At 54.4% G+C, this 24075-nt stretch carries 21 protein-coding genes; 20 read left to right on the forward strand and 1 reads right to left on the reverse strand.

All coding sequences use genetic code 11. From position 1 onward, the window contains the following. Nucleotides 1-34: 34 nt before the first annotated feature. Nucleotides 35-121, reverse strand: coding sequence for a leu operon leader peptide (gene leuL / locus UR504_RS21575; protein ID WP_071786497.1), 87 nt, complete (start codon nt 119-121; stop codon nt 35-37). A 588-nt stretch (nt 122-709) separates the two neighbouring features. Here leuL and leuO point away from each other — a divergent pair. From leuO to lpxC, 20 genes are all read left to right on the forward strand, one after another. After that, the gene (gene leuO, locus UR504_RS15240; RefSeq protein ID WP_274242016.1) at nt 710-1672 is read left to right on the forward strand and encodes a transcriptional regulator LeuO; all 963 of its coding nucleotides are present in this window, start codon (nt 710-712) and stop codon (nt 1670-1672) included. Between the two features lie 380 nt (nt 1673-2052). After that, nucleotides 2053-3777 carry an acetolactate synthase 3 large subunit gene (gene ilvI, locus UR504_RS15245; protein ID WP_271368840.1) on the forward strand — a complete coding sequence of 575 codons (1725 nt, stop codon included), beginning with the start codon at nt 2053-2055 and terminating at the stop codon, nt 3775-3777. A 1-nt stretch (nt 3778) separates the two neighbouring features. Beyond that, on the forward strand, nt 3779-4270 hold the full coding sequence (gene ilvN / locus UR504_RS15250; protein ID WP_045907792.1) for an acetolactate synthase small subunit: 492 nt from the start codon (nt 3779-3781) through the stop codon (nt 4268-4270). 179 nt (nt 4271-4449) lie between these two features. Then, nucleotides 4450-5457, forward strand: a complete 1008-nt coding sequence (cra, locus tag UR504_RS15255) for a catabolite repressor/activator (RefSeq protein ID WP_008501993.1) — start codon at nt 4450-4452, stop codon at nt 5455-5457. 598 nt (nt 5458-6055) lie between these two features. Further along, nucleotides 6056-6514: a division/cell wall cluster transcriptional repressor MraZ gene (gene mraZ / locus UR504_RS15260; protein ID WP_021240528.1), complete on the forward strand. Its 459-nt coding sequence runs from the start codon at nt 6056-6058 to the stop codon at nt 6512-6514. Between the two features lie 2 nt (nt 6515-6516). Next, nucleotides 6517-7458: a 16S rRNA (cytosine(1402)-N(4))-methyltransferase RsmH gene (gene rsmH / locus UR504_RS15265; RefSeq protein WP_021240527.1), complete on the forward strand. Its 942-nt coding sequence runs from the start codon at nt 6517-6519 to the stop codon at nt 7456-7458. Further along, nucleotides 7455-7820 (forward strand): cell division protein FtsL, encoded by a 366-nt coding sequence (ftsL, locus tag UR504_RS15270; RefSeq protein ID WP_008501989.1) that lies wholly within the window; start codon nt 7455-7457, stop codon nt 7818-7820. Before rsmH ends, ftsL begins: the two co-directional genes overlap by 4 nt. Before the next feature lie 15 nt (nt 7821-7835). Further along, entirely contained in the window at nt 7836-9602 is a 1767-nt protein-coding gene (locus UR504_RS15275) for a peptidoglycan glycosyltransferase FtsI (RefSeq protein ID WP_111964042.1), read from the forward strand. Next, complete coding sequence (gene murE, locus UR504_RS15280) at nt 9589-11076, forward strand: UDP-N-acetylmuramoyl-L-alanyl-D-glutamate--2,6-diaminopimelate ligase (protein ID WP_048979011.1); 1488 nt, start codon at nt 9589-9591, stop codon at nt 11074-11076. The genes UR504_RS15275 and murE overlap by 14 nt, the downstream gene beginning before the upstream one ends. Further along, nucleotides 11073-12431: a UDP-N-acetylmuramoyl-tripeptide--D-alanyl-D-alanine ligase gene (gene murF / locus UR504_RS15285; protein WP_302235787.1), complete on the forward strand. Its 1359-nt coding sequence runs from the start codon at nt 11073-11075 to the stop codon at nt 12429-12431. Before murE ends, murF begins: the two co-directional genes overlap by 4 nt. After that, complete coding sequence (gene mraY, locus UR504_RS15290) at nt 12425-13507, forward strand: phospho-N-acetylmuramoyl-pentapeptide-transferase (protein WP_008501985.1); 1083 nt, start codon at nt 12425-12427, stop codon at nt 13505-13507. Before murF ends, mraY begins: the two co-directional genes overlap by 7 nt. Before the next feature lie 2 nt (nt 13508-13509). Beyond that, nucleotides 13510-14826 (forward strand): UDP-N-acetylmuramoyl-L-alanine--D-glutamate ligase, encoded by a 1317-nt coding sequence (gene murD / locus UR504_RS15295; protein WP_115876439.1) that lies wholly within the window; start codon nt 13510-13512, stop codon nt 14824-14826. Next, on the forward strand, nt 14826-16070 hold the full coding sequence (gene ftsW, locus UR504_RS15300) for a cell division protein FtsW (protein WP_115876438.1): 1245 nt from the start codon (nt 14826-14828) through the stop codon (nt 16068-16070). Before murD ends, ftsW begins: the two co-directional genes overlap by 1 nt. Continuing rightward, nucleotides 16067-17131 carry an undecaprenyldiphospho-muramoylpentapeptide beta-N-acetylglucosaminyltransferase gene (gene murG / locus UR504_RS15305; RefSeq protein WP_039260813.1) on the forward strand — a complete coding sequence of 355 codons (1065 nt, stop codon included), beginning with the start codon at nt 16067-16069 and terminating at the stop codon, nt 17129-17131. Before ftsW ends, murG begins: the two co-directional genes overlap by 4 nt. Nucleotides 17132-17187: 56 nt before the next feature. Beyond that, nucleotides 17188-18663: a UDP-N-acetylmuramate--L-alanine ligase gene (gene murC / locus UR504_RS15310; RefSeq protein WP_115876437.1), complete on the forward strand. Its 1476-nt coding sequence runs from the start codon at nt 17188-17190 to the stop codon at nt 18661-18663. Further along, nucleotides 18656-19576, forward strand: coding sequence for a D-alanine--D-alanine ligase (locus UR504_RS15315; RefSeq protein ID WP_302235792.1), 921 nt, complete (start codon nt 18656-18658; stop codon nt 19574-19576). The genes murC and UR504_RS15315 overlap by 8 nt, the downstream gene beginning before the upstream one ends. A 1-nt stretch (nt 19577) precedes the next feature. Continuing rightward, nucleotides 19578-20420, forward strand: coding sequence for a cell division protein FtsQ (gene ftsQ / locus UR504_RS15320; protein ID WP_133293781.1), 843 nt, complete (start codon nt 19578-19580; stop codon nt 20418-20420). Continuing rightward, nucleotides 20417-21673, forward strand: coding sequence for a cell division protein FtsA (ftsA, locus tag UR504_RS15325; protein WP_023334508.1), 1257 nt, complete (start codon nt 20417-20419; stop codon nt 21671-21673). The genes ftsQ and ftsA overlap by 4 nt, the downstream gene beginning before the upstream one ends. Before the next feature lie 63 nt (nt 21674-21736). Further along, entirely contained in the window at nt 21737-22888 is a 1152-nt protein-coding gene (gene ftsZ / locus UR504_RS15330; protein WP_008501978.1) for a cell division protein FtsZ, read from the forward strand. A 101-nt stretch (nt 22889-22989) separates the two neighbouring features. Beyond that, nucleotides 22990-23907, forward strand: a complete 918-nt coding sequence (gene lpxC, locus UR504_RS15335; protein ID WP_008501977.1) for a UDP-3-O-acyl-N-acetylglucosamine deacetylase — start codon at nt 22990-22992, stop codon at nt 23905-23907. Nucleotides 23908-24075: the final 168 nt, after the last annotated feature.

A 24075-nucleotide genomic window follows, 5' to 3' on the forward strand; every position in this document is an offset into this window, starting at 1 on the left:
AGTGGCGCGGGTTTTTAGTCTTACTGGTGACGATTCAACGCTGAATTTCGCCCGCCAGTCTACCGCGCACAGTGGATGCGTTTAGTAGTAGTAGACCGGTGAAACGAATGGTGCGTGTCATGAATCGTGCTCCGTTAAATTCAATATGCTTTTAGTGGTACTGGATACGGCTGTTCATGTCAACCCCTGAAGATGAAAACGGGCCCGAGAGACGGAATCAACAGGTTATTAACTTTAGCTAATTGTGCTGGTTTTAGCTTTCGTAGCCCGACTAATTGTCTAATTTTGGACTTAATAAAAGAGTTGCAGAAACAAATAAATATAATTGTTTAAAATGAGTGAAATGTGTTGAAGAGAATGCTTTGTGCTTAAAGAGTTTGGATATCATTAAGTTATAAATGCAGTGAATCTATTCCAGAACGTTGAAAAACGAAAAGAGATAACAGGATGTTAAGTAACTGTAGATCGATAGCATTAACAGTTTAATAATACTTAAGTCATCGTTAACCTGATGGTAATTGTATATTTGTTTAGTTTATGGTTTCATTCAGATCCTAAAGTCAAACATATCATTTGCGCTCATTAATTTTCATTTATATAGAGTCTTTATATATTCCGAATTTTAAATAATTCTCTTTCGCTGATCGTATTTGCATGATAAATCATATTTTTCGAGATTATTACCGTACGATGGCAAAGGGAGTGTAGCGTGACAGTGGAGTCAGAAGTGCCAGAAAATAATATTAAACAACCTCAAGCTACTGATGGGATTAAACCGCAGTTACGCACGGTGGATCTGAATCTTCTGACGGTGTTTGATGCTGTCATGCAGGAACAGAATATCACCCGAGCGGCCCAAACGTTGGGGATGTCACAACCCGCCGTGAGTAATGCCGTTGCCAGGCTTAAGCTCATGTTTAACGACGAATTATTCGTTCGATACGGGAGGGGTATCCAGCCTACGGCTCGCGCGTTCCAGCTGTTCGGATCTATTCGCCAGGCGTTGCAACTGGTTCAAAATGAGCTGCCGGGATCGGGCTTTGAACCCTTAAGCAGCGAGCGCGTATTCCATCTTTGTGTCTGTAGCCCATTAGATAATTATTTAACGTCAATTATTTATAATAAAGTTGAAGAGATCGCACCAAATATCAATCTTGTTTTTAAATCATCCCTGAATCAAAACACGGAACATCAGTTACGCTATCAGGAGATCGAGTTCGTTCTCGGGTATGAAGAGTTCCGTCGTCCGGAATTCTCCTGCGTGCCGCTGTTTAAAGATGAAATGGTTCTGGTCGCCAGTAAAAAACACCCACGCCTGAATTCTCCGCTGCGCGAAAACGATGTTTATAACGAGCAGCATGCCGTTGTTGCACTCGACAGATATGCTTCCTTTAGCCTGCCGTGGTATGACACTGCGGATAAACAGGCAAGCGTGGCTTATCAGGGCATGGCTATGGTCAGCGTATTAAACGTGGTCTCACAGACACAGCTGGTGGCGATTGCGCCGCGCTGGCTGGCAGAAGAGTTTTCTGACTCTCTAAATCTGCAAATTTTACCTCTGCCACTCAAACTAAATAGCCGTACCTGTTATCTTTCCTGGCATGAAGCAGCGGGGCGGGATAAAGGACATCAGTGGATGGAAGAGCTGCTGGTGGGCATTTGCCGTCGGTAAACGCATCAGGATAAATTGCATCGGATTATGTGATTTATCCTGATTTTTTTTAGATAATTGATATTTTGTTCTGTTGTTCTTTTTTTTGGGCTGCTCTCCGGCTCGCAAAAATAGATGATTTCCTGCGTTGTCGCGCTTTTCAGTGATGATTTATCACCCCATCCTCTATTCCCAGAGGAATTAACCATATCTTCAGTTAACGGCTGCTTTTTCTGCTTTACGCACCGTTTATCTCTCCAGGTTTGCTAATTGCCTGCCTCATAACGAGCGGTTAAGGTAAAGAACACTCTGCAAAATATAAGATTGGTTTCTCCCAATCGTAAGACGGTGCGGAAATGAATTCGGCATTCCGTCTATAACAAAATGCCTGGAGGCAAACCATGGAGATGTTGTCTGGCGCGGAAATGGTCGTTCGGTCGCTGATCGATCAGGGCGTAAAGCAAGTGTTCGGCTACCCTGGCGGCGCGGTTCTCGATATTTATGATGCGCTGCACACGGTAGGGGGCATTGACCATGTTCTGGTACGTCACGAGCAGGCGGCGGTACACATGGCTGACGGTCTGGCGCGGGCGACGGGTGAAGTGGGCGTGGTGTTAGTCACTTCCGGCCCCGGCGCGACAAACGCCATTACCGGCATTGCGACAGCGTATATGGACTCTATCCCGCTGGTGATCCTCTCCGGGCAGGTGGCAACCTCACTGATCGGTTACGATGCGTTTCAGGAGTGCGACATGGTCGGGATTTCGCGTCCCGTAGTGAAGCACAGCTTCCTGGTCAAGCAAACGGAAGACATTCCCGGCGTACTGAAGAAAGCTTTCTGGCTGGCGGCGAGCGGACGCCCTGGACCGGTGGTGGTCGATCTGCCTAAAGATATCCTCAACCCGGCAAACAAGCTGCCGTATGTCTGGCCGGAAGCGGTCAGCATGCGCTCTTATAACCCAACAACGCAGGGGCACAAAGGGCAGATCAAGCGAGCGTTGCAAACGCTTCTGGCAGCCAAAAAACCGGTGGTCTATGTCGGAGGCGGGGCGATCAACGCTGCCTGTGAAGCCCAGCTTCGCGAGTTGGTTGAAAATCTCAACCTTCCTGTGGCGTCGTCGCTGATGGGACTGGGGGCGTTCCCCGCAACCCATCGTCAGGCGCTGGGTATGCTGGGTATGCACGGTACCTATGAAGCCAACATGACGATGCATCATTCCGATGTGATTTTTGCCGTTGGCGTGCGTTTTGACGATCGCACCACAAACAACCTGGCGAAGTATTGCCCTAACGCCACCGTGCTGCATATTGATATCGATCCAACGTCAATTTCAAAAACGGTATCGGCTGATGTGCCTATCGTCGGTGATGCCCGGCAGGTTCTGGAGCAAATGCTGGATCTGCTGGCCCAGGAGAGTGCGACCCAGCCGCTGGATGAGATCCGCGACTGGTGGCAGCAGATTGAACAGTGGCGCGCGCGTCAGTGCCTGAAATATGACACACAAAGTGAAAATATTAAGCCGCAGGCGGTCATTGAAGCGGTGTGGCGACTGACGAAAGGTGAGGCGTACGTAACCTCAGATGTTGGGCAGCATCAGATGTTTGCCGCCCTGTATTACCCGTTTGATAAACCGCGACACTGGATCAACTCCGGTGGTTTAGGAACAATGGGCTTTGGTCTGCCTGCCGCGTTGGGCGTGAAGCTGGCGCTGCCGAATGAAACCGTCGTCTGCGTAACGGGGGACGGCAGTATTCAGATGAACATTCAGGAGCTGTCTACTGCGCTGCAATATGAACTGCCGGTACTGGTGCTGAACCTGAATAACGGGTATCTCGGTATGGTGAAGCAGTGGCAGGATATGATCTACTCTGGCCGTCACTCTCAATCCTACATGAAATCGCTGCCGGATTTTGTTCGCCTTGCTGAAGCTTACGGCCATGTTGGCATGCGGGTGACCGATCCGGCAGAGCTGGAAACAAAGCTCGCGCAAGCGCTTGAGCACGTTAAAAACAACCGCCTCGTCTTTATGGATGTGATTGTTGATGGGACCGAGCACGTTTATCCGATGCATATTCGTGGCGGCGGTATGGATGAAATGTGGTTAAGCAAAACGGAGAGAACCTGATATGCGCCGGATATTATCGGTTTTACTGGAAAATGAGTCTGGCGCACTGTCGCGCGTCATTGGCCTTTTTGCGCAGCGCGGCTATAACATTGAAAGCCTGACCGTTGCCCCGACGGAAGACCCAACGCTGTCACGCATGACGATCCAAACTGTCGGCGATGCCAAAGTGCTTGAACAGATTGAAAAACAGCTGCATAAGCTGGTTGATGTGCTGCGCGTGAGCGAGCTGGGGCAGGGGGCCTATGTTGAACGTGAGGTCATGCTGGTGAAAATCCAGGCCAGCGGCTACGGGCGCGAAGAAGTTAAACGTAATGCGGATATTTTCCGCGGACAAATTATCGACGTTACGCCTTCTCTTTATACGGTTCAACTGGTCGGGACAAGTGACAAGCTGGATGCTTTCCTGACGTCCGTGCGGGATGTGGCAAAAATTGTCGAGGTCGCGAGATCGGGTGTAGTGGGTCTGTCACGCGGCGAGAAAATCATGCGTTAGTTGTCAAAAAGGTTCGCCTCTTTCTGCCCGGTCACCAAAGCCGGGCTTTTTTTTGCGTAATCAGCCGACAACGCAGATAAAAGCGGTTGCCGCGAAGGCTTTTCTGCGTTTAGATGTTAAAAGATTTAACCATAACCTTGACAGGGCCATGGACTCTTTTCTTTTTTTAAGGGGCAATTGTGAAACTGGATGAAATCGCCCGGCTAGCCGGCGTGTCACGAACAACGGCCAGCTATGTGATTAACGGTAAAGCAAAGCAGTACCGTGTCAGCGACAAGACCGTTGAAAAAGTTATGGCGGTGGTTCGTGAGCATAACTACCATCCGAATGCTGTCGCAGCCGGTCTGCGCGCCGGGCGCACCCGCTCTATTGGTCTGGTGATCCCTGACCTGGAAAACACCAGCTATACCCGTATCGCCAACTATCTCGAACGTCAGGCGCGCCAGCGCGGTTATCAACTGCTGATTGCCTGCTCTGAAGATCAGCCCGACAACGAGATGCGCTGCATTGAACATCTTCTCCAGCGCCAGGTGGATGCCATTATTGTTTCGACCTCCCTACCCCCAGAACATCCGTTCTACCAGCGCTGGGCGAACGACCCGTTCCCAATCGTTGCGCTGGATCGTGCGCTCGATCGCGAGCATTTCACCAGCGTCGTGGGTGCGGATCAGGACGATGCAGAAATGCTGGCCGCAGAGCTGCGAACTTTCCCCGCTGAAACTGTGCTGTATCTTGGCGCGCTGCCCGAGCTTTCCGTTAGCTTCCTGCGTGAGCAGGGGTTCAGAACCGCCTGGAAAGACGATCCGCGCGAGGTTCATTACCTCTATGCCAACAGTTACGAGCGTGAAGCCGCAGCGCAGCTGTTCGAAAAATGGCTGGAGACACACCCGATGCCGCAGGCGCTATTCACCACGTCGTTTGCGCTGTTGCAGGGTGTCATGGATGTAACCTTACGCCGTGAAGGTAAACTTCCCTCTGACCTGGCGATTGCCACGTTTGGGGATAACGAGCTGCTCGACTTCCTCCAGTGTCCGGTGCTGGCGGTAGCACAGCGTCACCGTGATGTGGCTGAACGCGTGCTGGAGATTGTGCTGGCAAGCCTGGATGAGCCGCGCAAACCTAAGCCGGGCCTGACGCGTATCAAACGTAATCTCTATCATCGCGGAATTTTAAGCCGCCAAAAATGAAATGACCGGGGCGGGAAGTCTGCCCCATTTTGCTGCGATAAATCGTGCGGATAATTCCCGGAGAGAAATTAGGATAATTCTTGTGAGATCATAATCGCCTATTTTTCTTAATTCATTTTGGCTCTTAAATTGTCCTTTAAAGAACATCTCAGCGATTTTAAACAGCTATCTTTGTATTATTTTGTTACAAACCCTATTCGGCCGATGAATATTCAGACGTTTTTCCTCCTCCTGTAGCTGCTTACGTGGCAACTGCCGCGCTTACCCGGTGCCAGAGTGAATCTGGCGCTGTTATCCCCTGAGAATCTGTCATAAAATGCTGCCCGCGTCGCAAACTGACACTTTATATTTACCTGCGATGATATTGAGTGAGCTTTAACGCTAGTGTGCATATTCGGTTTTTTTCTTACAAATATTCATAACGTTAATTTTGCCTCGCCAGTTGTGCAGTTATTAACCAGGACTGTTTAACTCTGTAAATAGAGGGCTTTCGAGTCCTTACAGGGAGAGTCCTGGCTTGACAAGCTTTTCCCTCGCTCCGTAAACTCCTTTAGGTGGGAATTTGTGGGTTAAAGTGGTGAGGAGGGGTGAGACTGGCATGTTCCGTGGAGCAACGTTAGTCAATCTCGACAGCAAAGGGCGTTTATCGGTACCAACCCGATACCGCGACCAGCTGATTGAGAACGCTGCGGGTCAAATGGTTTGCACCATTGACATTAACTCCCCCTGCCTGCTGCTTTACCCCTTGCCTGAATGGGAAATTATTGAGCAAAAGCTGTCGCGACTGTCGAGCATGAACCCGCAGGAACGCCGCGTGCAGCGGCTGTTATTGGGACATGCCAGTGAATGTCAGATGGATAACGCAGGGCGGTTACTGATTGCCCCTGTGTTACGGCAACATGCCGGTCTGACCAAAGAAGTGATGCTGGTCGGGCAGTTCAACAAATTTGAACTGTGGGATGAAACGACCTGGTATCAACAGGTCAAGGAAGATATCGACGCTGAGCAGTCTGATTCCGCGACATTATCGGAACGGCTGCAGGACTTGTCTCTATAAATATGATGGAAAATTATAAACACAAAACGGTGTTACTGGACGAGGCCGTAAACGGTCTGAATATTCGTCCGGATGGCATCTACATTGATGGCACGTTTGGTCGCGGTGGTCACTCGCGTTTGATTCTCTCCCAGCTTGGAGAGGAAGGACGTCTGCTGGCAATCGATCGCGATCCGCAGGCAATTGCGGTTGCACAGACCATCAATGACCCACGCTTTTCCATCGTGCATGGACCTTTCTCTGCGCTCGCAGATTATGTTGCTGAGCGCGGCCTGACGGGCAAGATCGACGGGATTCTCCTCGATCTTGGCGTCTCTTCACCCCAACTTGATGATGCCGAACGTGGTTTCTCCTTTATGCGTGATGGTCCGCTGGATATGCGGATGGATCCGACGCGCGGTCAGTCTGCCGCTGAGTGGTTACAGACCGCTGACGAAGCCGATATTGCATGGGTCATCAAAACGTTTGGCGAAGAGCGCTTTGGCAAACGAATCGCGCGCGCCATCGTTGAGCGTAATCGCATTGAACCAATGACCCGCACCAAAGAGTTGGCCGAAGTGATCGCGGCGGCGACACCGGTGAAGGATAAGCACAAACATCCCGCGACCCGTACCTTCCAGGCGGTTCGCATCTGGGTAAACAGTGAACTGGAGGAAATAGAGCTGGCGCTAAAAAGCTCGCTCGACGTGCTGGCCCCGGGGGGGCGGTTATCCATCATCAGCTTCCATTCGCTGGAAGACCGTATTGTGAAACGCTTTATGCGTGAACAAAGCCGCGGTCCACAGGTACCAGCGGGGCTGCCGATGACGGAAGAACAACTCAGGAAGCTGGGTGGCCGTCAGTTGCGAGCATTAGGCAAGTTGATGCCGGGCGAAGAAGAAGTGGCAGAGAATCCACGCGCCCGTAGTTCAGTGCTGCGTGTTGCAGAGAGGACGAACGCATGATCGGCAGAGTGACAGAGACCCTAAGCAAAGTTAAGGATTCGTTAGGAAGCAACGAGCGCCATGCCTTGCCTGGCGTGATCGGCGACGATCTTTTGCGGTTTGGGAAACTGCCACTCTGTCTGTTCATTTGCATCATTGTCACGGCTGTTACGGTGGTGACCACCGCACACCATACACGTTTATTGACTGCGCAACGCGAGCAGATGGTACTGGAACGCGATGCGCTGGATATTGAATGGCGAAATCTGATCCTTGAAGAAAACGCGCTCGGCGATCACAGCCGGGTTGAACGGATCGCAACGGAAAAGCTGCAACTGCAGCATGTTGATCCTTCGCAGGAAAATATCGTAGTACAAAAATAAGGGAAAACGCGACGCATGAAAGCAGCGGCAAAAACGCTAAAACCAAAACGTCAGGAAGAACAGGCCAACTTTATCAGTTGGCGTTTTGCGTTGCTTTGCGGCTGCATTCTACTCGCTCTGGGTTTTCTGCTTGGACGCGTGGCCTGGCTACAAATCATCGCTCCTGACATGCTGGTACGCCAGGGTGACATGCGTTCCCTGCGCGTTCAGGAAGTGTCGACATCCCGTGGGATGATTACCGATCGCTCTGGGCGTCCGCTAGCGGTGAGCGTGCCGGTGAAGGCGATTTGGGCCGATCCTAAAGAACTGCATGATGCTGGCGGTATCACACTTGATAACCGCTGGAAGGCCCTTGCGGATGCGCTGAAGATGCCGTTGGACCAGTTAGCTTCACGCGTGAATACGAACCCGAGAGGGCGCTTTATCTATCTGGCACGTCAGGTGAACCCTGACATGGCGGACTACATCAAAAAATTGAAGCTGCCGGGGATCCATCTGCGTGAAGAATCCCGTCGTTACTATCCATCCGGCGAAGTGACTGCTCACCTCATTGGCTTTACTAACGTTGATAGCCAGGGGATTGAAGGCGTTGAAAAAAGCTTTGATAAATGGCTTACCGGCCAGCCCGGCGAGCGCATTGTGCGTAAAGACCGCTATGGTCGCGTGATCGAGGATATTTCCTCAACGGACAGCCAGGCCGCACACAACCTTGCGCTGAGTATCGATGAGCGATTACAGGCGCTGGTTTACCGCGAGCTGAACAATGCCGTGGCCTTCAACAAAGCGGAATCGGGCAGTGCTGTGTTAGTTGATGTCAGCACGGGTGAAGTGCTGGCGATGGCCAATAGCCCGTCCTACAACCCTAATAATCTTACCGGCACGCAGAAGGATGTTATGCGTAACCGTACCATCACCGACGTGTTCGAACCGGGTTCGACGGTTAAGCCGATGGTGGTCATGACTGCACTTCAGCGCGGTATCGTCAACGAAAATACCGTACTGAATACCATTCCATACCGAATTAACGGTCACGAAATCAAAGACGTGGCGCGCTACAGCGAATTGACCCTGACCGGGGTATTACAGAAGTCGAGTAACGTCGGCGTTTCAAAGCTGGCGTTAGCGATGCCGTCCTCAGCGTTAGTAGAGACTTACTCACGTTTTGGACTTGGAAAGGCGACCAATTTGGGGTTGGTCGGAGAACGCAGTGGCTTATATCCTCAAAAACAACGGTGGTCTGACATAGAGAGGGCCACCTTCTCTTTCGGCTACGGGCTAATGGTAACTCCGTTACAGCTAGCGCGAGTCTATGCAACGATTGGCAGCTATGGCGTCTATCGTCCGCTGTCGATTACTAAAGTTGATCCACCGGTTCCGGGCGAGCGTATCTTCCCGGAATCTGTCGTTCGTACCGTGGTGCACATGATGGAAAGCGTTGCGCTGCCTGGCGGCGGCGGCGTGAAGGCGGCGATCAAAGGTTATCGCATTGCCATCAAGACCGGTACTGCGAAAAAGGTGGGGCCAGACGGCCGCTACATCAACAAATATATTGCCTATACCGCAGGCGTTGCGCCTGCAAGCAATCCGCGTTTTGCGCTGGTGGTCGTAATAAACGATCCACAGGCGGGTAAATACTACGGCGGCGCCGTCTCCGCGCCTGTGTTCGGGGCTATCATGGGCGGCGTGTTACGCACCATGAACATTGAACCGGATGCGCTGGCGACGGGCGAAAAAAGTGAATTTGTAATTAATCAAGGCGAGGGTACAGGTGGCAGATCGTAATTTGCGCGACCTTCTCGCTCCGTGGGTGCCAAATGCACCGGAGCGAGCACTGCGAGAGATGGTACTGGACAGCCGCGTGGCTGCTTCTGGCGATCTTTTTGTGGCGGTGGTCGGTCATCAGGCGGACGGGCGTCGTTATATCCCGCAGGCGATTGCGCAAGGTGTGGCTGCCATTATTGCTGAGGCCAAAGATGAGGCAACCGACGGTGAGATCCGTGAAATGCACGGGGTGCCGGTTATCTATCTCAGCCAGTTAAACGAGCGTCTCTCCGCGCTGGCGGGACGTTTTTATCACGAACCTTCCGACCAGCTGCGTCTGGTCGGCGTGACGGGCACGAACGGTAAAACCACCACCACGCAGCTGATGGCGCAGTGGGCCCAGCTGTTGGGTGAAACCGGTGCAGTGATGGGTACCGTAGGTAACGGCCTGCTGGGCAAAGTGAGCCCGACGGAAAACACCACCGGCTCGGCGGTAGACGTACAGCATGTGCTTGCAGGTCTGGCTGGGCAGGGGGCAACCTTTGCTGCGATGGAGGTCTCTTCGCACGGTCTGGTACAGCATCGGGTTGCGGCGCTGAAATTTGCCGCTTCAGTGTTTACTAACCTGAGTCGCGATCATCTTGATTATCATGGTGATATGGAGCATTACGAAGCCGCGAAATGGCTGCTGTTCTCCACTCACCATTACGGACAAGCCATCATCAACGCCGACGACGAAGTGGGCCGCCGCTGGCTGGCGAAGCTGCCGGATGCGGTTGCGGTGTCGATGGAAGACCATATCAATCCGAACTGCCACGGCCGCTGGCTGAAGGCGGTTGAGGTGAATTACCACGACAGCGGGGCGACAATCCGCTTTGCCTCTTCCTGGGGTGAAGGCGAAATTGAAAGCCGCCTGATGGGCGCGTTCAACGTCAGCAACCTGCTGCTGGCGCTGGCGACGCTGCTGGCACTGGGTTATCCGATGGCTGAACTGCTGAAAACCTCAGCGCGTCTGCAGCCGGTTTGCGGCCGTATGGAAGTGTTCAGCGCGCCGGGCAAACCGACCGTTGTGGTTGATTACGCCCACACGCCGGATGCGCTGGAAAAAGCGCTCGAAGCGGCGCGCCTGCACTGCGCCGGGAAGCTCTGGTGCGTGTTTGGCTGCGGCGGCGATCGCGATAAAGGCAAACGCCCGCTGATGGGGGCTATTGCCGAGCAGTTCGCAGATATTCCGGTAGTAACCGATGACAACCCGCGTACGGAAGAGCCGCGCGCCATCATCAATGACATTCTGGCGGGCATGCTGGACGCGGGCCGTGCTCGCGTGGTGGAAGGCCGTGCGGAAGCCGTGACCAATACCATTATGCAGGCGCAGGAGAATGATGTTGTCCTGTTAGCGGGCAAAGGGCATGAAGATTATCAGATCGTTGGCAATCGCCGTCTGGACTACTCGGACCGCGTAACGGCAGCTCGTCTGCTGGGAGTCGTGGCATGATTAGCATCACGTTACGTCAGGCCGCTGCAATCCTGAAGGGCGACCTGCACGGGCAAGACCTGACCATTGATGCCGTAACGACGGACACCCGCAAAATCGCTGCAGGCTGTTTGTTTGTGGCGCTGAAAGGCGAACGTTTTGACGCGCATGATTTTGCTGAACAGGCCAAAGAGAACGGCGCCGGTGCGCTGCTGGTCAGCCGCAGGCTCGATATCGATCTGCCGCAAATTGTGGTGAAAGATACGCGCCTCGCGTTCGGTGAGCTGGCTGCCTGGGTGCGTCAGCAGGTGCCTGCTCGCGTCGTCGCGCTGACCGGATCCTCAGGCAAAACGTCAGTGAAAGAGATGACGGCGGCGATCCTCGGCCAGTGCGGTAATACGCTTTATACCGCGGGCAACCTCAATAATGATATCGGCGTGCCGATGACATTGCTTCGCCTGACCAAAGAACATGACTATGCGGTGATCGAGTTAGGAGCAAACCACCAGGGCGAAATCGCCTGGACCGTGAGCCTGACTCGCCCGGAAGCGGCGCTGGTGAATAACCTCGCGGCTGCGCACCTGGAAGGTTTTGGCTCGCTGGAAGGCGTGGCGAAAGCGAAAGGTGAGATTTATACCGGCCTGCCGGATAACGGTATCGCTATTCTGAACGCCGATAACAACGACTGGCTGAACTGGCAGAGCATCATTGGCTCGCGTAAAACCTGGCGCTTCTCGCCAAATGCGGCCAACAGTGATTTTACGGCGACCAATATCCATGTGACGTCCCACGGCACCGAGTTCACCCTCACGACCCCAACGGGGGGCGTGGAGGTTCTGCTGCCGCTGCCGGGTCGCCATAACATCGCCAATGCCCTTGCGGCGGCGGCGCTGTCAACGGCGGTGGGCGCTTCACATGAGGCGATCAAAGCCGGGCTGGCGAACCTGAAAGCCGTGCCGGGTCGTCTGTTCCCGATTCAGCTTTCGGAAAACAAACTGCTGCTGGATGACTCCTACAACGCGAACGTTGGTTCAATGACGGCGGCGGTGCAGGTGTTATCAGAAATGCCGGGCTACCGCATCATGGTGGTTGGCGACATGGCTGAGCTGGGCGACGAAAGCGAAGCCTGTCATACCCAGGTTGGCGAAGCGGCGAAAGCTGCGGGGCTGGACTGTGTACTGAGCGCAGGAAAACTGAGCCAGGCGATTAGCCAGGCCAGCGGCGTTGGTGAGCATTTTGCCGATAAAACGGCATTGATCGAGCGCCTTAAGGCATTAATTACAGAAAAACAAATTGTGACTGTATTAGTTAAAGGTTCACGTAGTGCCGCCATGGAAGAGGTTGTGCACGCATTACAGGAGAACGGGACATGTTAGTTTGGCTGGCCGAACATTTGGTCAAATATTATTCAGGCTTTAACGTCTTTTCGTATCTGACGTTTCGCGCCATCGTCAGCCTGCTGACTGCGCTGTTCATCTCGTTGTGGATGGGCCCGCGCATGATTGCCCGTCTGCAAAAACTCTCTTTCGGCCAGGTTGTGCGTAACGACGGTCCGGAATCGCACTTCAGCAAACGCGGTACCCCGACCATGGGCGGGATCATGATCCTGACCGCCATCGTCGTTTCCGTGCTGCTGTGGGCGTATCCCTCCAACCCGTACGTCTGGTGCGTTCTGACGGTACTGGTGGGTTATGGGATCATCGGTTTTGTTGATGATTACCGCAAAGTCGTTCGTAAAGATACTAAGGGCCTGATCGCGCGCTGGAAATATTTCTGGATGTCGGTGATCGCGCTTGGCGTAGCCTTCGCGCTGTATCTGGCAGGCAAAGACACACCGGCCACCGAGCTGGTTGTGCCGTTCTTCAAAGACGTGATGCCGCAGCTGGGGCTGTTCTACATTCTGCTGGCCTACTTTGTGATTGTCGGCACCGGCAACGCCGTTAACCTGACCGACGGTCTGGATGGCCTGGCCATTATGCCAACCGTCTTTGTGGCCGCCGGTTTTGCGCTGGTGGCGTGGGCGACCGGTAACATGAATTTCGCGAACTATCTGCACATCCCTTATCTGCGCCATGCGGGTGAGCTGGTGATCGTTTGTACCGCGATTGTCGGCGCGGGGCTGGGCTTCCTGTGGTTCAACACCTATCCGGCTCAGGTCTTTATGGGTGACGTCGGTTCTCTGGCTTTGGGCGGTGCGCTCGGCATTATCGCCGTACTGCTGCGTCAGGAGTTCCTGCTGGTGATCATGGGCGGCGTGTTTGTGGTTGAAACCCTGTCGGTGATTTTGCAGGTCGGTTCCTTCAAGCTGCGCGGTCAGCGCATCTTCCGCATGGCGCCGATTCACCACCACTATGAACTGAAAGGCTGGCCGGAGCCGCGCGTTATTGTGCGCTTCTGGATTATTTCGCTGATGCTGGTGCTGATTGGCCTGGCAACGCTGAAGGTACGTTAATCATGGCAGATTACCAGGGCAAAAAAGTCGTTATCATCGGGTTGGGCCTTACGGGGCTCTCCTGCGTGGACTTTTTCCTCGCACGCGGCGTGACGCCGCGCGTGATGGATACGCGTGTCTCTCCGCCGGGTCTGGACAAACTGCCGGAACAGGTTGAACGCCACCTTGGTGGTCTGAATGATGACTGGCTGCTGGCAGCCGATCTGATTGTCGCAAGCCCAGGTATGGCGCTGGCGCATCCTTCGCTGAGCGCTGCCGCGGATGCGGGTGTGGAAATTGTCGGCGATATCGAGCTGTTCTGCCGTGAAGTGCAGGCGCCCGTTATCGCGATTACCGGTTCTAACGGTAAAAGCACCGTCACCACTCTGGTGGGTGAAATGGCGAAAGCGGCAGGCATGAACGTCGGCGTTGGCGGTAACATTGGTTTACCTGCTCTGATGCTGCTGGACAAAGGCTGTGAGCTGTTCGTGCTGGAACTCTCCAGCTTCCAGCTGGAAACGACTTCCAGCCTGCATGCTGCGGCTGCGACGATCCTCAACGTGACTGAAGATCATATGGACAGGTATCCATTTGGCCTGCAGCAGTATCGTGCCGCCAAGCTGCGCGTTTATGAGAATGCCAAAGTCTGCGTAGTGAACGCCGATGATGCGCTGACCATGCCGGTGCGTGGCGCAGACGACCGCTGCATTAGTTTTGGCATCACCATGGGTGATTATCATCTGAACCGCCAGCTGGGTGAAACCTGGCTGCGCGTGAAGGGTGAGAAAGTGCTGAACGTGAAAGAGATGAAGCTCACAGGTCAGCACAACTACACCAATGCCCTGGCGGCGCTGGCGCTGGCGGATGCTGTAGGGCTGCCGCGCTCCTCCAGCCTGAAAGCGTTAACCACGTTTTCAGGTCTGGCGCACCGTTTCCAGCTGGCGCTGGAGCACAACGGCGTGCGCTGGATCAACGACTCCAAAGCCACCAATGTGGGCAGCACGGAGGCCGCGCTGAACGGGCTGCACGTTGACGGCACCCTGCATCTGCTGCTGGGCGGCGACGGTAAGTCTGCTGATTTCTCGTCCCTGAAGCAGTATCTCTCCGGCGATAACATCCGCCTGTACTGCTTCGGCCGTGACGGCAGCGAGCTTGCTGAACTGCGCCCTGAGGTTGCCGAGCAAACTGAAACCATGGAACAGGCGATGCGGCTGATTGCCCCTCGCGTGAAGCCAGGCGATATGGTGCTGCTCTCTCCGGCCTGTGCCAGCCTCGATCAATTCAAGAATTTCGAACAGCGTGGTGATGTCTTTACCCGCCTGGCGAAGGAGTTAGGCTGATGCGTTTATCTCTCCCTCGCCTGAAAATGCCGCGCCTGCCAGGATTTGGGATCCTGGCATGGCTGTTTGCGGCGCTCAAAGGCTGGGTGATGGGCTCTCGTCAAAAAGATAACGACAGCCTGATCATGTACGACCGCACGCTATTCTGGCTCACGATGGGGCTGGCGGCGGTAGGCTTTATTATGGTGACGTCGGCATCAATGCCCGTCGGGCAGCGTCTGGCGAACGATCCTTTCCTGTTTGCCAAACGTGATGGTCTTTACATCATCCTGGCGTTCTGTCTGGCGCTGGTGACCTTGCGTCTGCCGATGGAGTTCTGGCAGCGGCACAGTACGGCGATGCTGATCGCGTCGATTATTATGCTGCTGATCGTACTGGTGGTGGGCAGCTCCGTTAACGGGGCATCCCGCTGGATCGCCTTCGGTCCGCTGCGTATTCAGCCTGCGGAATTTACCAAGCTCTCCCTGTTCTGCTACCTGGCTAACTACCTGGTGCGTAAGGTAGATGAGGTGCGTAACAACCTGCGCGGCTTCTTAAAACCGATGGGCGTGATTCTGGTGCTGGCGGTATTACTGCTGGCGCAGCCTGACCTCGGTACCGTTGTCGTGCTGTTCGTTACCACCCTGGCCATGCTGTTCCTGGCGGGCGCGAAGCTGTGGCAGTTCATCGCTATTATCGGGATGGGGATTTCGGCGGTTGTGCTGCTGATCCTCGCCGAGCCTTACCGTATTCGCCGTGTGACCTCGTTCTGGAACCCGTGGGAAGATCCGTTCGGCAGCGGTTATCAGCTGACGCAGTCGCTGATGGCCTTTGGTCGCGGTGAAGTCTGGGGACAGGGGCTGGGGAACTCGGTACAGAAACTCGAGTATTTACCGGAAGCGCATACTGACTTCATCTTCTCCATTATTGCGGAAGAACTGGGTTATATCGGTGTGGTATTAGCGCTATTAATGGTATTCTTCGTCGCTTTCCGCGCCATGTCCATCGGCCGGAAAGCGCTGGAGATCGATCACCGCTTCTCAGGCTTCCTGGCCTGCTCAATTGGTATCTGGTTTAGCTTCCAGGCATTGGTTAACGTCGGGGCCGCAGCGGGTATGCTGCCGACCAAAGGTCTGACGTTGCCGTTGATCAGTTATGGTGGTTCCAGTCTGTTGATTATGTCGACGGCCATCATGCTGTTGTTGCGCATAGATTATGAAACGCGTCTGGAGAAAGCCCAGGCGTTTACACGAGGTTCACGATGAATCAACCGAAGCGGTTAATGGTGATGGCAGGCGGTACCGGCGGACACGTGTTCCCGGGACTTGCGGTTGCGCACCATTTAATGGATCAGGGCTGGCAGGTACGCTGGCTGGGAACCGCAGACCGCATGGAAGCCGATCTGGTACCGAAGCACGGTATCGAGATCGACTTTATTCGTATTTCCGGCCTTCGGGGCAAAGGCCTCAAGGCAATGCTGCTGGCTCCGGTGCGTATTTTTAACGCCTGGCGTCAGGCGCGCACCATCATGAAGCGCTTTAAGCCCGATGTGGTGCTGGGCATGGGCGGCTATGTCTCGGGCCCTGGCGGGCTGGCGGCGTGGTCGTTAGGTATTCCCGTCGTGCTGCATGAGCAGAACGGTATTGCCGGTCTGACCAACAAGTGGCTGGCGAAAATCGCTACCAAAGTTATGCAGGCGTTTCCCGGCGCGTTCCCGAAAGCGGACGTGGTGGGTAATCCGGTGCGTGTCGACGTGCTGGCGCTGCCGCTGCCGGATGCTCGCCTGACGGGCCGTGAAGGGCCGGTTCGTGTACTGGTCGTCGGGGGCTCTCAGGGCGCACGCATTTTAAACCAGACGATGCCGCAGGTTGCCGCAAAGCTGGGCGATACCGTGACCATCTGGCACCAGAGCGGGAAAGGCGCTCAGCAGACCGTTGAGCAAGCTTATGCAGACGAAGGTCAGCCGCAGCATAAAGTCACTGAGTTTATCGACGACATGGCGGCAGCGTATGCCTGGGCCGATGTCGTGGTCTGTCGCTCAGGCGCGCTGACGGTGAGTGAGATCGCCGCCGCGGGTCTGCCGGCCCTGTTTGTGCCGTTCCAGCACAAAGACAGACAGCAGTACTGGAATGCGCTGCCGCTTGAGAAAGCCGGTGCCGCGAAAATTTTTGAGCAGCCACAATTTACCGCCGACGCGGTCGCCACCACCCTGGCGGGCTGGAACAGAGACGCACTGCTGGAGATGGCACAACGCGCGCGCGCGGCCGCTATCCCTGATGCGACGGAACGGGTGGCAAAAGAAGTGAGCCTGGCAGCCCAGGCTTAACCCTCGCAGCGCGTGTTGCGCTGCACGAATTTTAAGTAGTCGATGGCGTTTAGAGAATGAATACACAACAACTGGCAAAACTGCGTTCAATCGTGCCCGAGATGCGTCGCGTCCGGCACATTCACTTTGTTGGCATCGGTGGTGCTGGCATGGGCGGTATTGCCGAAGTGTTAGCTAACGAAGGCTATCAGATCAGCGGGTCTGACCTGGCGCCAAACCCTGTTACGCAGCAGCTGGCGTCGCTTGGGGCGACTATCTATTTCAACCATCGTCCGGAAAATGTGCGCGATGCGAGCGTGGTGGTGGTCTCAAGCGCCATCTCCTCTGACAACCCTGAAATCGTTGCTGCGCACGAAGCGCGCATTCCGGTGATCCGCCGTGCAGAAATGCTGGCGGAACTGATGCGTTTCCGTCACGGCATCGCCATTGCCGGGACACACGGTAAAACCACGACCACGGCGATGGTCTCCAGTATTTATGCGGAAGCGGGGCTCGATCCGACGTTCGTCAACGGCGGTCTGGTCAAAGCCGCAGGCGTACATGCGCGTCTGGGCCACAGCCGTTATCTGATTGCCGAAGCGGATGAGAGCGACGCGTCGTTCCTGCACCTGCAGCCGATGGTGGCGATTGTCACCAACATCGAAGCTGACCATATGGATACCTACCAGGGTGACTTCGAGAACTTAAAGCAGACTTTCATCAACTTCCTGCATAACCTGCCGTTCTATGGGCGTGCGGTGATGTGTGTAGACGATCCGGTGATCCGCGAGCTGCTGCCGCGCGTGGGTCGTCAAATCACCACCTACGGCTTCAGCGAAGACGCTGACGTTCGCGTGGAGGAGTACAAACAGATTGGCGCGCAGGGACACTTCACGCTGGCGCGTCAGGACAAAGAACTGCTGCACGTCACGCTGAATGCACCAGGGCGCCATAACGCCCTCAATGCCGCAGCGGCAGTGGCCGTCGCGACGGAAGAAGGCATTGATGATGATGCAATTCTGCGCGCGCTGGAAAGCTTCCAGGGCACCGGTCGCCGTTTCGACTTCCTCGGTGAATTCCCGCTGGATGCCGTGAACGGTAAAGCCGGCTCAGCGATGCTGGTGGACGACTACGGCCACCATCCGACCGAAGTGGACGCCACCATTAAAGCCGCACGCGCGGGCTGGCCTGACAAAAATCTGGTGATGATCTTCCAGCCGCACCGCTTCACGCGTACGCGCGATCTGTATGACGATTTCGCCAGCGTCCTGTCACAGGTAGACACCCTGTTAATGCTGGACGTATACGCCGCAGGCGAGACGCCGATTCCAGGGGCTGACAGCCGCTCCCTGTGCCGTACAATCCGTGGACGCGGTAAGGTTGACCCTATTCTGGTTTCTGACCCTGCGCAGGTGGCGGAAATTCTGGCACCGGTCCTGACGGGTAACGATTTGATTCTGATTCAGGGCGCGGGAAATATCGGCAAAATCGCCCGTACCTTAGCTGAAATCAAACTGAAGCCGCAAACCCAGGAGGATGAGCATCATGGCTGATAAGATTGCTGTCCTGTCTGGCGGCACCTCCGCCGAGCGCGAGGTTTCCCTGAATTCCGGCGCCGCTGTACTGGCGGGCCTGCGTGAAGGTGGCGTCAATGCGCACCTGGTCGATCCAAAAGAGGTCGACGTGACGCAGTTAAAAGCCATGGGCTTCGATAAAGTCTTTATCGCTTTACACGGTCGTGGCGGCGAAGACGGCACCCTGCAGGGGCTTCTGGATCTGATCGGTCTGCCATACACCGGCAGCGGCGTGATGGCGTCTGCTATCTCTATGGATAAACTGCGCAGCAAGCTGCTGTGGCAGGGCGCAGGTTTACCTGTCGCGCCATGGGTGGCACTGACGCGTCGCGAATTTGAATTGGGCCTGCCGGATAGCGTTAATGCACGCATTGCTGAACTGGGCTTACCGGTTATTGTAAAGCCAAGCCGGGAAGGCTCCAGCGTGGGAATGTCCAAAGTCGACAAAGCTGAAGATCTTTCGTCCGCTTTAGCGCTGGCATTTCAACATGATGATGAAGTTTTGGTAGAGAAATGGCTCAGCGGGCCGGAATTTACCGTCGCGATGCTTGGCGAAGAAATTTTACCGTCAATCCGTATCCAACCCGCTGGAGTCTTCTATGATTATGAGGCGAAGTATCTCTCTGATGAGACGCAATATTTCTGCCCAAGTGGTCTTGAAGCTGAGCGTGAAGCCGATTTACAGTCCTTGGTGCTTAAAGCCTGGCATGTTCTGGGTTGCCAGGGCTGGGGACGCATCGATGTGATGCAGGACAAAGATGGACAATTTTATCTGCTGGAAGCCAACACCTCTCCGGGTATGACGAGCCACAGCCTTGTGCCGATGGCCGCGCGTCAGGCGGGGATGAGTTTCTCGCAGTTAGTCGTGCGCATTCTGGACCAGGCGGGCTGATATGTCTCAGGCTGCATTGAACACGCGCAACCGCGATGACGAGGACGAATACACCTCTTCACGCCGCAGTAATGGAACGCGTCTTGCAGGCATCATTTTCCTGCTCGGGGTGCTGTGCACCGTGTTTATCAGCGGCTGGATGGTCCTGGGCTGGATGGAAGATGCGCAGCGGTTGCCGCTCTCTAAGCTGGTGGTCACCGGTGAGCGTCACTATACGCGTAACGACGATATTCGCCAGTCAATACTGGCGCTGGGCTCGCCTGGCACTTTCATGACTCAGGACGTCAATATTATCCAGAGTCAGATTGAACGTCTGCCATGGATAAAACAGGCGAGCGTAAGAAAGCAATGGCCTGATGAATTGAAGATTCATCTGGTTGAATTTGTGCCCATTGCGCGTTGGAATGATCAGCACATGGTTGACGCAGACGGAAATTCCTTCAGCGTCCCGGCCGATCGTGTCAACAAGCAAAATTTACCGATGTTGTATGGCCCTGAAGGCAGCGAAAACGAAGTGTTACAGGGTTTTCGCGAAATGGGTCAGGTGCTGGCGAAGGACAGGTTTACGTTAAAAGATGCTGCCATGACGGCGCGCCGTTCCTGGCAGCTGACGTTAACGAACGGCATTAAGCTCAACCTGGGACGCGGGGACACCATGAAGCGTCTGGCGCGTTTTGTCGAACTTTACCCGGTTTTACAGCAGCAGGCACAGACTGACGGCAAACGGATAAGCTACGTTGATTTGCGCTATGACTCAGGCGCAGCAGTCGGTTGGGTACCGGCTCCGGTCGAGGAACCTAATCAGCAACAGAATCAGGCACAGGTACAGGCAGAACAACAATGATCAAGGCGACGGACAGAAAACTGGTAGTTGGACTGGAGATTGGCACCGCGAAGGTTGCCGCTTTAGTAGGGGAAGTTCTGCCCGACGGTATGGTCAATATCATTGGCGTAGGCAGTTGCCCTTCCCGTGGTATGGATAAAGGTGGGGTAAACGATCTTGAATCGGTGGTGAAATGCGTTCAGCGCGCCATCGATCAGGCTGAACTGATGGCAGATTGCCAGATTTCTTCTGTCTATCTGGCCCTTTCTGGTAAGCATATTAGCTGCCAGAACGAAATTGGTATGGTGCCGATTTCCGAAGAAGAAGTGACGCAGGAAGATGTTGAAAACGTAGTGCACACGGCGAAATCCGTGCGTGTCCGCGATGAGCATCGCGTATTGCACGTGATCCCGCAGGAATATGCGATTGACTACCAGGAAGGGATCAAGAACCCGGTCGGTCTTTCTGGCGTACGTATGCAGGCAAAAGTGCACCTGATCACATGTCACAACGATATGGCGAAGAACATTGTAAAAGCCGTTGAACGTTGTGGCCTGAAAGTTGACCAACTTATTTTCGCGGGTCTGGCGGCAAGTTATTCCGTGCTGACAGAAGATGAACGTGAACTGGGTGTCTGTGTGGTCGATATTGGTGGTGGTACAATGGATATCGCCGTCTATACCGGCGGTGCGTTGCGCCACACTAAAGTGATCCCTTATGCCGGGAACGTTGTGACCAGCGATATTGCTTACGCTTTTGGTACGCCGCCGAGCGATGCAGAAGCGATTAAAGTGCGCCACGGCTGTGCGCTGGGGTCTATCGTTGGCAAAGATGAGAGCGTTGAAGTGCCGAGCGTCGGTGGTCGTCCACCGCGTAGCCTGCAGCGCCAGACGTTGGCAGAGGTGATTGAGCCGCGCTATACCGAGCTGCTCAACCTGGTCAACGAAGAGATTTTACAGTTGCAGGAACAGCTTCGTCAGCAGGGTGTTAAGCATCATCTTGCGGCGGGGATTGTATTAACCGGCGGTGCAGCGCAAATTGAAGGTCTTGCGGCCTGTGCTCAGCGCGTGTTCCATACGCAGGTGCGTATTGGTGCGCCGCTGAATATCACCGGTTTAACGGATTATGCTCAGGAGCCGTATTATTCAACGGCTGTGGGCCTGCTTCACTACGGGAAGGAATCTCATCTCAGTGGTGAAGCAGAAGTGGAAAAACGCGTCTCAGTGGGGTCGTGGGTCAAACGACTGAACAACTGGTTGCGAAAAGAGTTTTAATTTTTTTAAGAGACCGGAGAGAATTAGCGGTCTCGGGCGACAGGCACAACGGAGAGAGAAATTATGTTTGAACCTATGGAACTGACCAACGACGCGGTGATTAAAGTCATCGGCGTCGGTGGCGGCGGCGGTAACGCCGTAGAGCATATGGTGCGTGAACGCATTGAAGGTGTTGAATTCTTCGCAGTTAACACCGATGCGCAGGCACTGCGTAAGACGGCTGTAGGCCAGACTATCCAGATCGGCGGTGGTATCACCAAAGGGCTGGGAGCAGGGGCTAACCCGGAAGTTGGTCGCAATGCGGCTGAAGAAGATCGTGAAGCGCTGCGCGCTGCACTGGAAGGTGCGGACATGGTCTTCATCGCAGCAGGTATGGGTGGCGGTACGGGTACCGGCGCAGCACCTGTTGTGGCTGAAGTAGCTAAAGATTTAGGTATCCTGACCGTTGCTGTCGTGACCAAGCCTTTCAACTTTGAAGGCAAGAAGCGTATGGCATTCGCGGAGCAGGGTATCACCGAGCTGTCCAAGCATGTGGACTCGCTGATCACCATCCCTAACGACAAGCTGTTGAAGGTTCTGGGGCGCGGTATCTCCCTGCTGGACGCATTCGGCGCAGCAAACGACGTGCTGAAAGGCGCGGTCCAGGGTATCGCTGAACTGATTACCCGTCCTGGCCTGATGAACGTTGACTTTGCAGACGTTCGCACCGTGATGTCCGAAATGGGCTACGCGATGATGGGCTCTGGCGTGGCGAGCGGTGAAGATCGTGCAGAAGAAGCGGCTGAAATGGCCATCTCTTCTCCACTGCTGGAAGATATCGATCTGTCTGGTGCGCGCGGCGTGCTGGTCAACATTACCGCTGGCTTTGACCTGCGTCTGGATGAGTTCGAAACCGTGGGTAACACTATCCGTGCGTTCGCCTCTGACAACGCTACCGTGGTAATCGGTACTTCTCTTGACCCTGAAATGAACGACGAGCTGCGTGTTACCGTTGTTGCTACCGGTATCGGCATGGACAAACGTCCTGAGATCACCTTAGTGACTAACAAGCAGACTCAGCAACCGGTAATGGATCGTTACCAGCAGCACGGTATGTCTCCTCTGACTCAGGAGCAGAAACCGGCCGCGAAAGTGGTGAACGACCCAACGCCGCAAACGGCGAAAGAGCCAGATTATCTGGATATCCCGGCGTTCCTGCGTAAGCAAGCTGACTAAGAATTGGCTGGAATTTGGGGATTTGCGCTCTTTGTGCTAAACTGGCCCACCGTTAGTGATGTACACTCTCGGTTGGATAGTTAATTTGGCGAGATTATACGATGATCAAACAAAGGACACTTAAACGTATCGTTCAGGCGACGGGTGTCGGTTTACATACCGGCAAGAAAGTCACGCTGACGTTACGCCCTGCGCCGGCCAATACCGGGGTCATCTATCGTCGCACCGACTTGAATCCACCGGTAGATTTTCCGGCCGATGCCAAATCTGTGCGTGATACTATGCTCTGTACTTGTCTGGTGAACGAGCATGACGTGCGGATTTCTACCGTTGAGCACCTGAACGCCGCCCTGGCGGGACTGGGTATCGACAACATTATTGTTGAAGTCGATGCGCCAGAAATCCCGATTATGGATGGCAGTGCTGCACCGTTCGTCTATCTGTTGCTGGATGCTGGCATCGAAGAACTGAACTGCGCGAAGAAATTTGTTCGCATCAAAGAGACCGTTCGCGTCGAAGATGGCGACAAATGGGCTGAATTCAAACCGTACAATGGTTTCTCGTTGGACTTTACCATCGACTTTAACCATCCGGCGATTGACTCCAGCACCCAACGCTATGCGATGAACTTCTCTGCCGATGCGTTTATGCGCCAGATCAGCCGAGCCCGTACGTTTGGCTTCATGCGTGATATCGAATATCTGCAGTCCCGCGGCCTGTGCCTGGGCGGCAGCTTCGATTGTGCCATCGTTGTTGACGATTATCGCGTACTGAACGAAGACGGCCTGCGTTTCGAAGATGAATTCGTTCGTCACAAAATGCTGGATGCTATTGGCGACCTGTTCATGTGTGGTCACAACATCATTGGTGCATTTACCGCGTTCAAATCCGGTCATGCGCTGAACAACAAACTGTTGCAGGCCGTCCTGGCAAAACAGGAAGCCTGGGAATATGTGACCTTCGAAGACGAAGCTGAGCTGCCGCTGGCTTTCAAAGCACCGAGCATGGTTCTGGCGTAACGGTTCACGCCGTTTCGTAAAAAAATCGACTGGTTAACCTGGTACTCTCTCCGACCAGGAAGACCAGTCGTTTTTATTTTTACCCTTCTTAGTTTGCCCCAGCGTTATCTCTTGTTTGTCCTTCGCAGAAAATGTGTGCGTTAGCTGCATTCTTGACCGTTTTTCCCC

The sequence above is a fragment of the Enterobacter sp. 241F3 genome (assembly GCF_034106785.1).
Classification (GTDB): Bacteria; Pseudomonadota; Gammaproteobacteria; order Enterobacterales; family Enterobacteriaceae; genus Enterobacter; species Enterobacter vonholyi.

Bases quoted from the DNA above. Each gene is read 5' to 3' on its own strand.
- leuL (WP_071786497.1), bottom strand. From the start codon at position 121: ATGACACGCACCATTCGTTTCACCGGTCTACTACTACTAAACGCATCC.
- ilvI (WP_271368840.1), top strand. From the start codon at position 2,053: ATGGAGATGTTGTCTGGCGCGGAAATGGTCGTTCGGTCGCTGATCGAT.
- ilvN (WP_045907792.1), top strand. From the start codon at position 3,779: ATGCGCCGGATATTATCGGTTTTACTGGAAAATGAGTCTGGCGCACTG.
- mraZ (WP_021240528.1), top strand. From the start codon at position 6,056: ATGTTCCGTGGAGCAACGTTAGTCAATCTCGACAGCAAAGGGCGTTTA.
- rsmH (WP_021240527.1), top strand. From the start codon at position 6,517: ATGATGGAAAATTATAAACACAAAACGGTGTTACTGGACGAGGCCGTA.
- ftsL (WP_008501989.1), top strand. From the start codon at position 7,455: ATGATCGGCAGAGTGACAGAGACCCTAAGCAAAGTTAAGGATTCGTTA.
- UR504_RS15275 (WP_111964042.1), top strand. From the start codon at position 7,836: ATGAAAGCAGCGGCAAAAACGCTAAAACCAAAACGTCAGGAAGAACAG.
- murF (WP_302235787.1), top strand. From the start codon at position 11,073: ATGATTAGCATCACGTTACGTCAGGCCGCTGCAATCCTGAAGGGCGAC.
- mraY (WP_008501985.1), top strand. From the start codon at position 12,425: ATGTTAGTTTGGCTGGCCGAACATTTGGTCAAATATTATTCAGGCTTT.
- murD (WP_115876439.1), top strand. From the start codon at position 13,510: ATGGCAGATTACCAGGGCAAAAAAGTCGTTATCATCGGGTTGGGCCTT.
- ftsW (WP_115876438.1), top strand. From the start codon at position 14,826: ATGCGTTTATCTCTCCCTCGCCTGAAAATGCCGCGCCTGCCAGGATTT.
- murG (WP_039260813.1), top strand. From the start codon at position 16,067: ATGAATCAACCGAAGCGGTTAATGGTGATGGCAGGCGGTACCGGCGGA.
- murC (WP_115876437.1), top strand. From the start codon at position 17,188: ATGAATACACAACAACTGGCAAAACTGCGTTCAATCGTGCCCGAGATG.
- UR504_RS15315 (WP_302235792.1), top strand. From the start codon at position 18,656: ATGGCTGATAAGATTGCTGTCCTGTCTGGCGGCACCTCCGCCGAGCGC.
- ftsQ (WP_133293781.1), top strand. From the start codon at position 19,578: ATGTCTCAGGCTGCATTGAACACGCGCAACCGCGATGACGAGGACGAA.
- ftsA (WP_023334508.1), top strand. From the start codon at position 20,417: ATGATCAAGGCGACGGACAGAAAACTGGTAGTTGGACTGGAGATTGGC.
- ftsZ (WP_008501978.1), top strand. From the start codon at position 21,737: ATGTTTGAACCTATGGAACTGACCAACGACGCGGTGATTAAAGTCATC.
- lpxC (WP_008501977.1), top strand. From the start codon at position 22,990: ATGATCAAACAAAGGACACTTAAACGTATCGTTCAGGCGACGGGTGTC.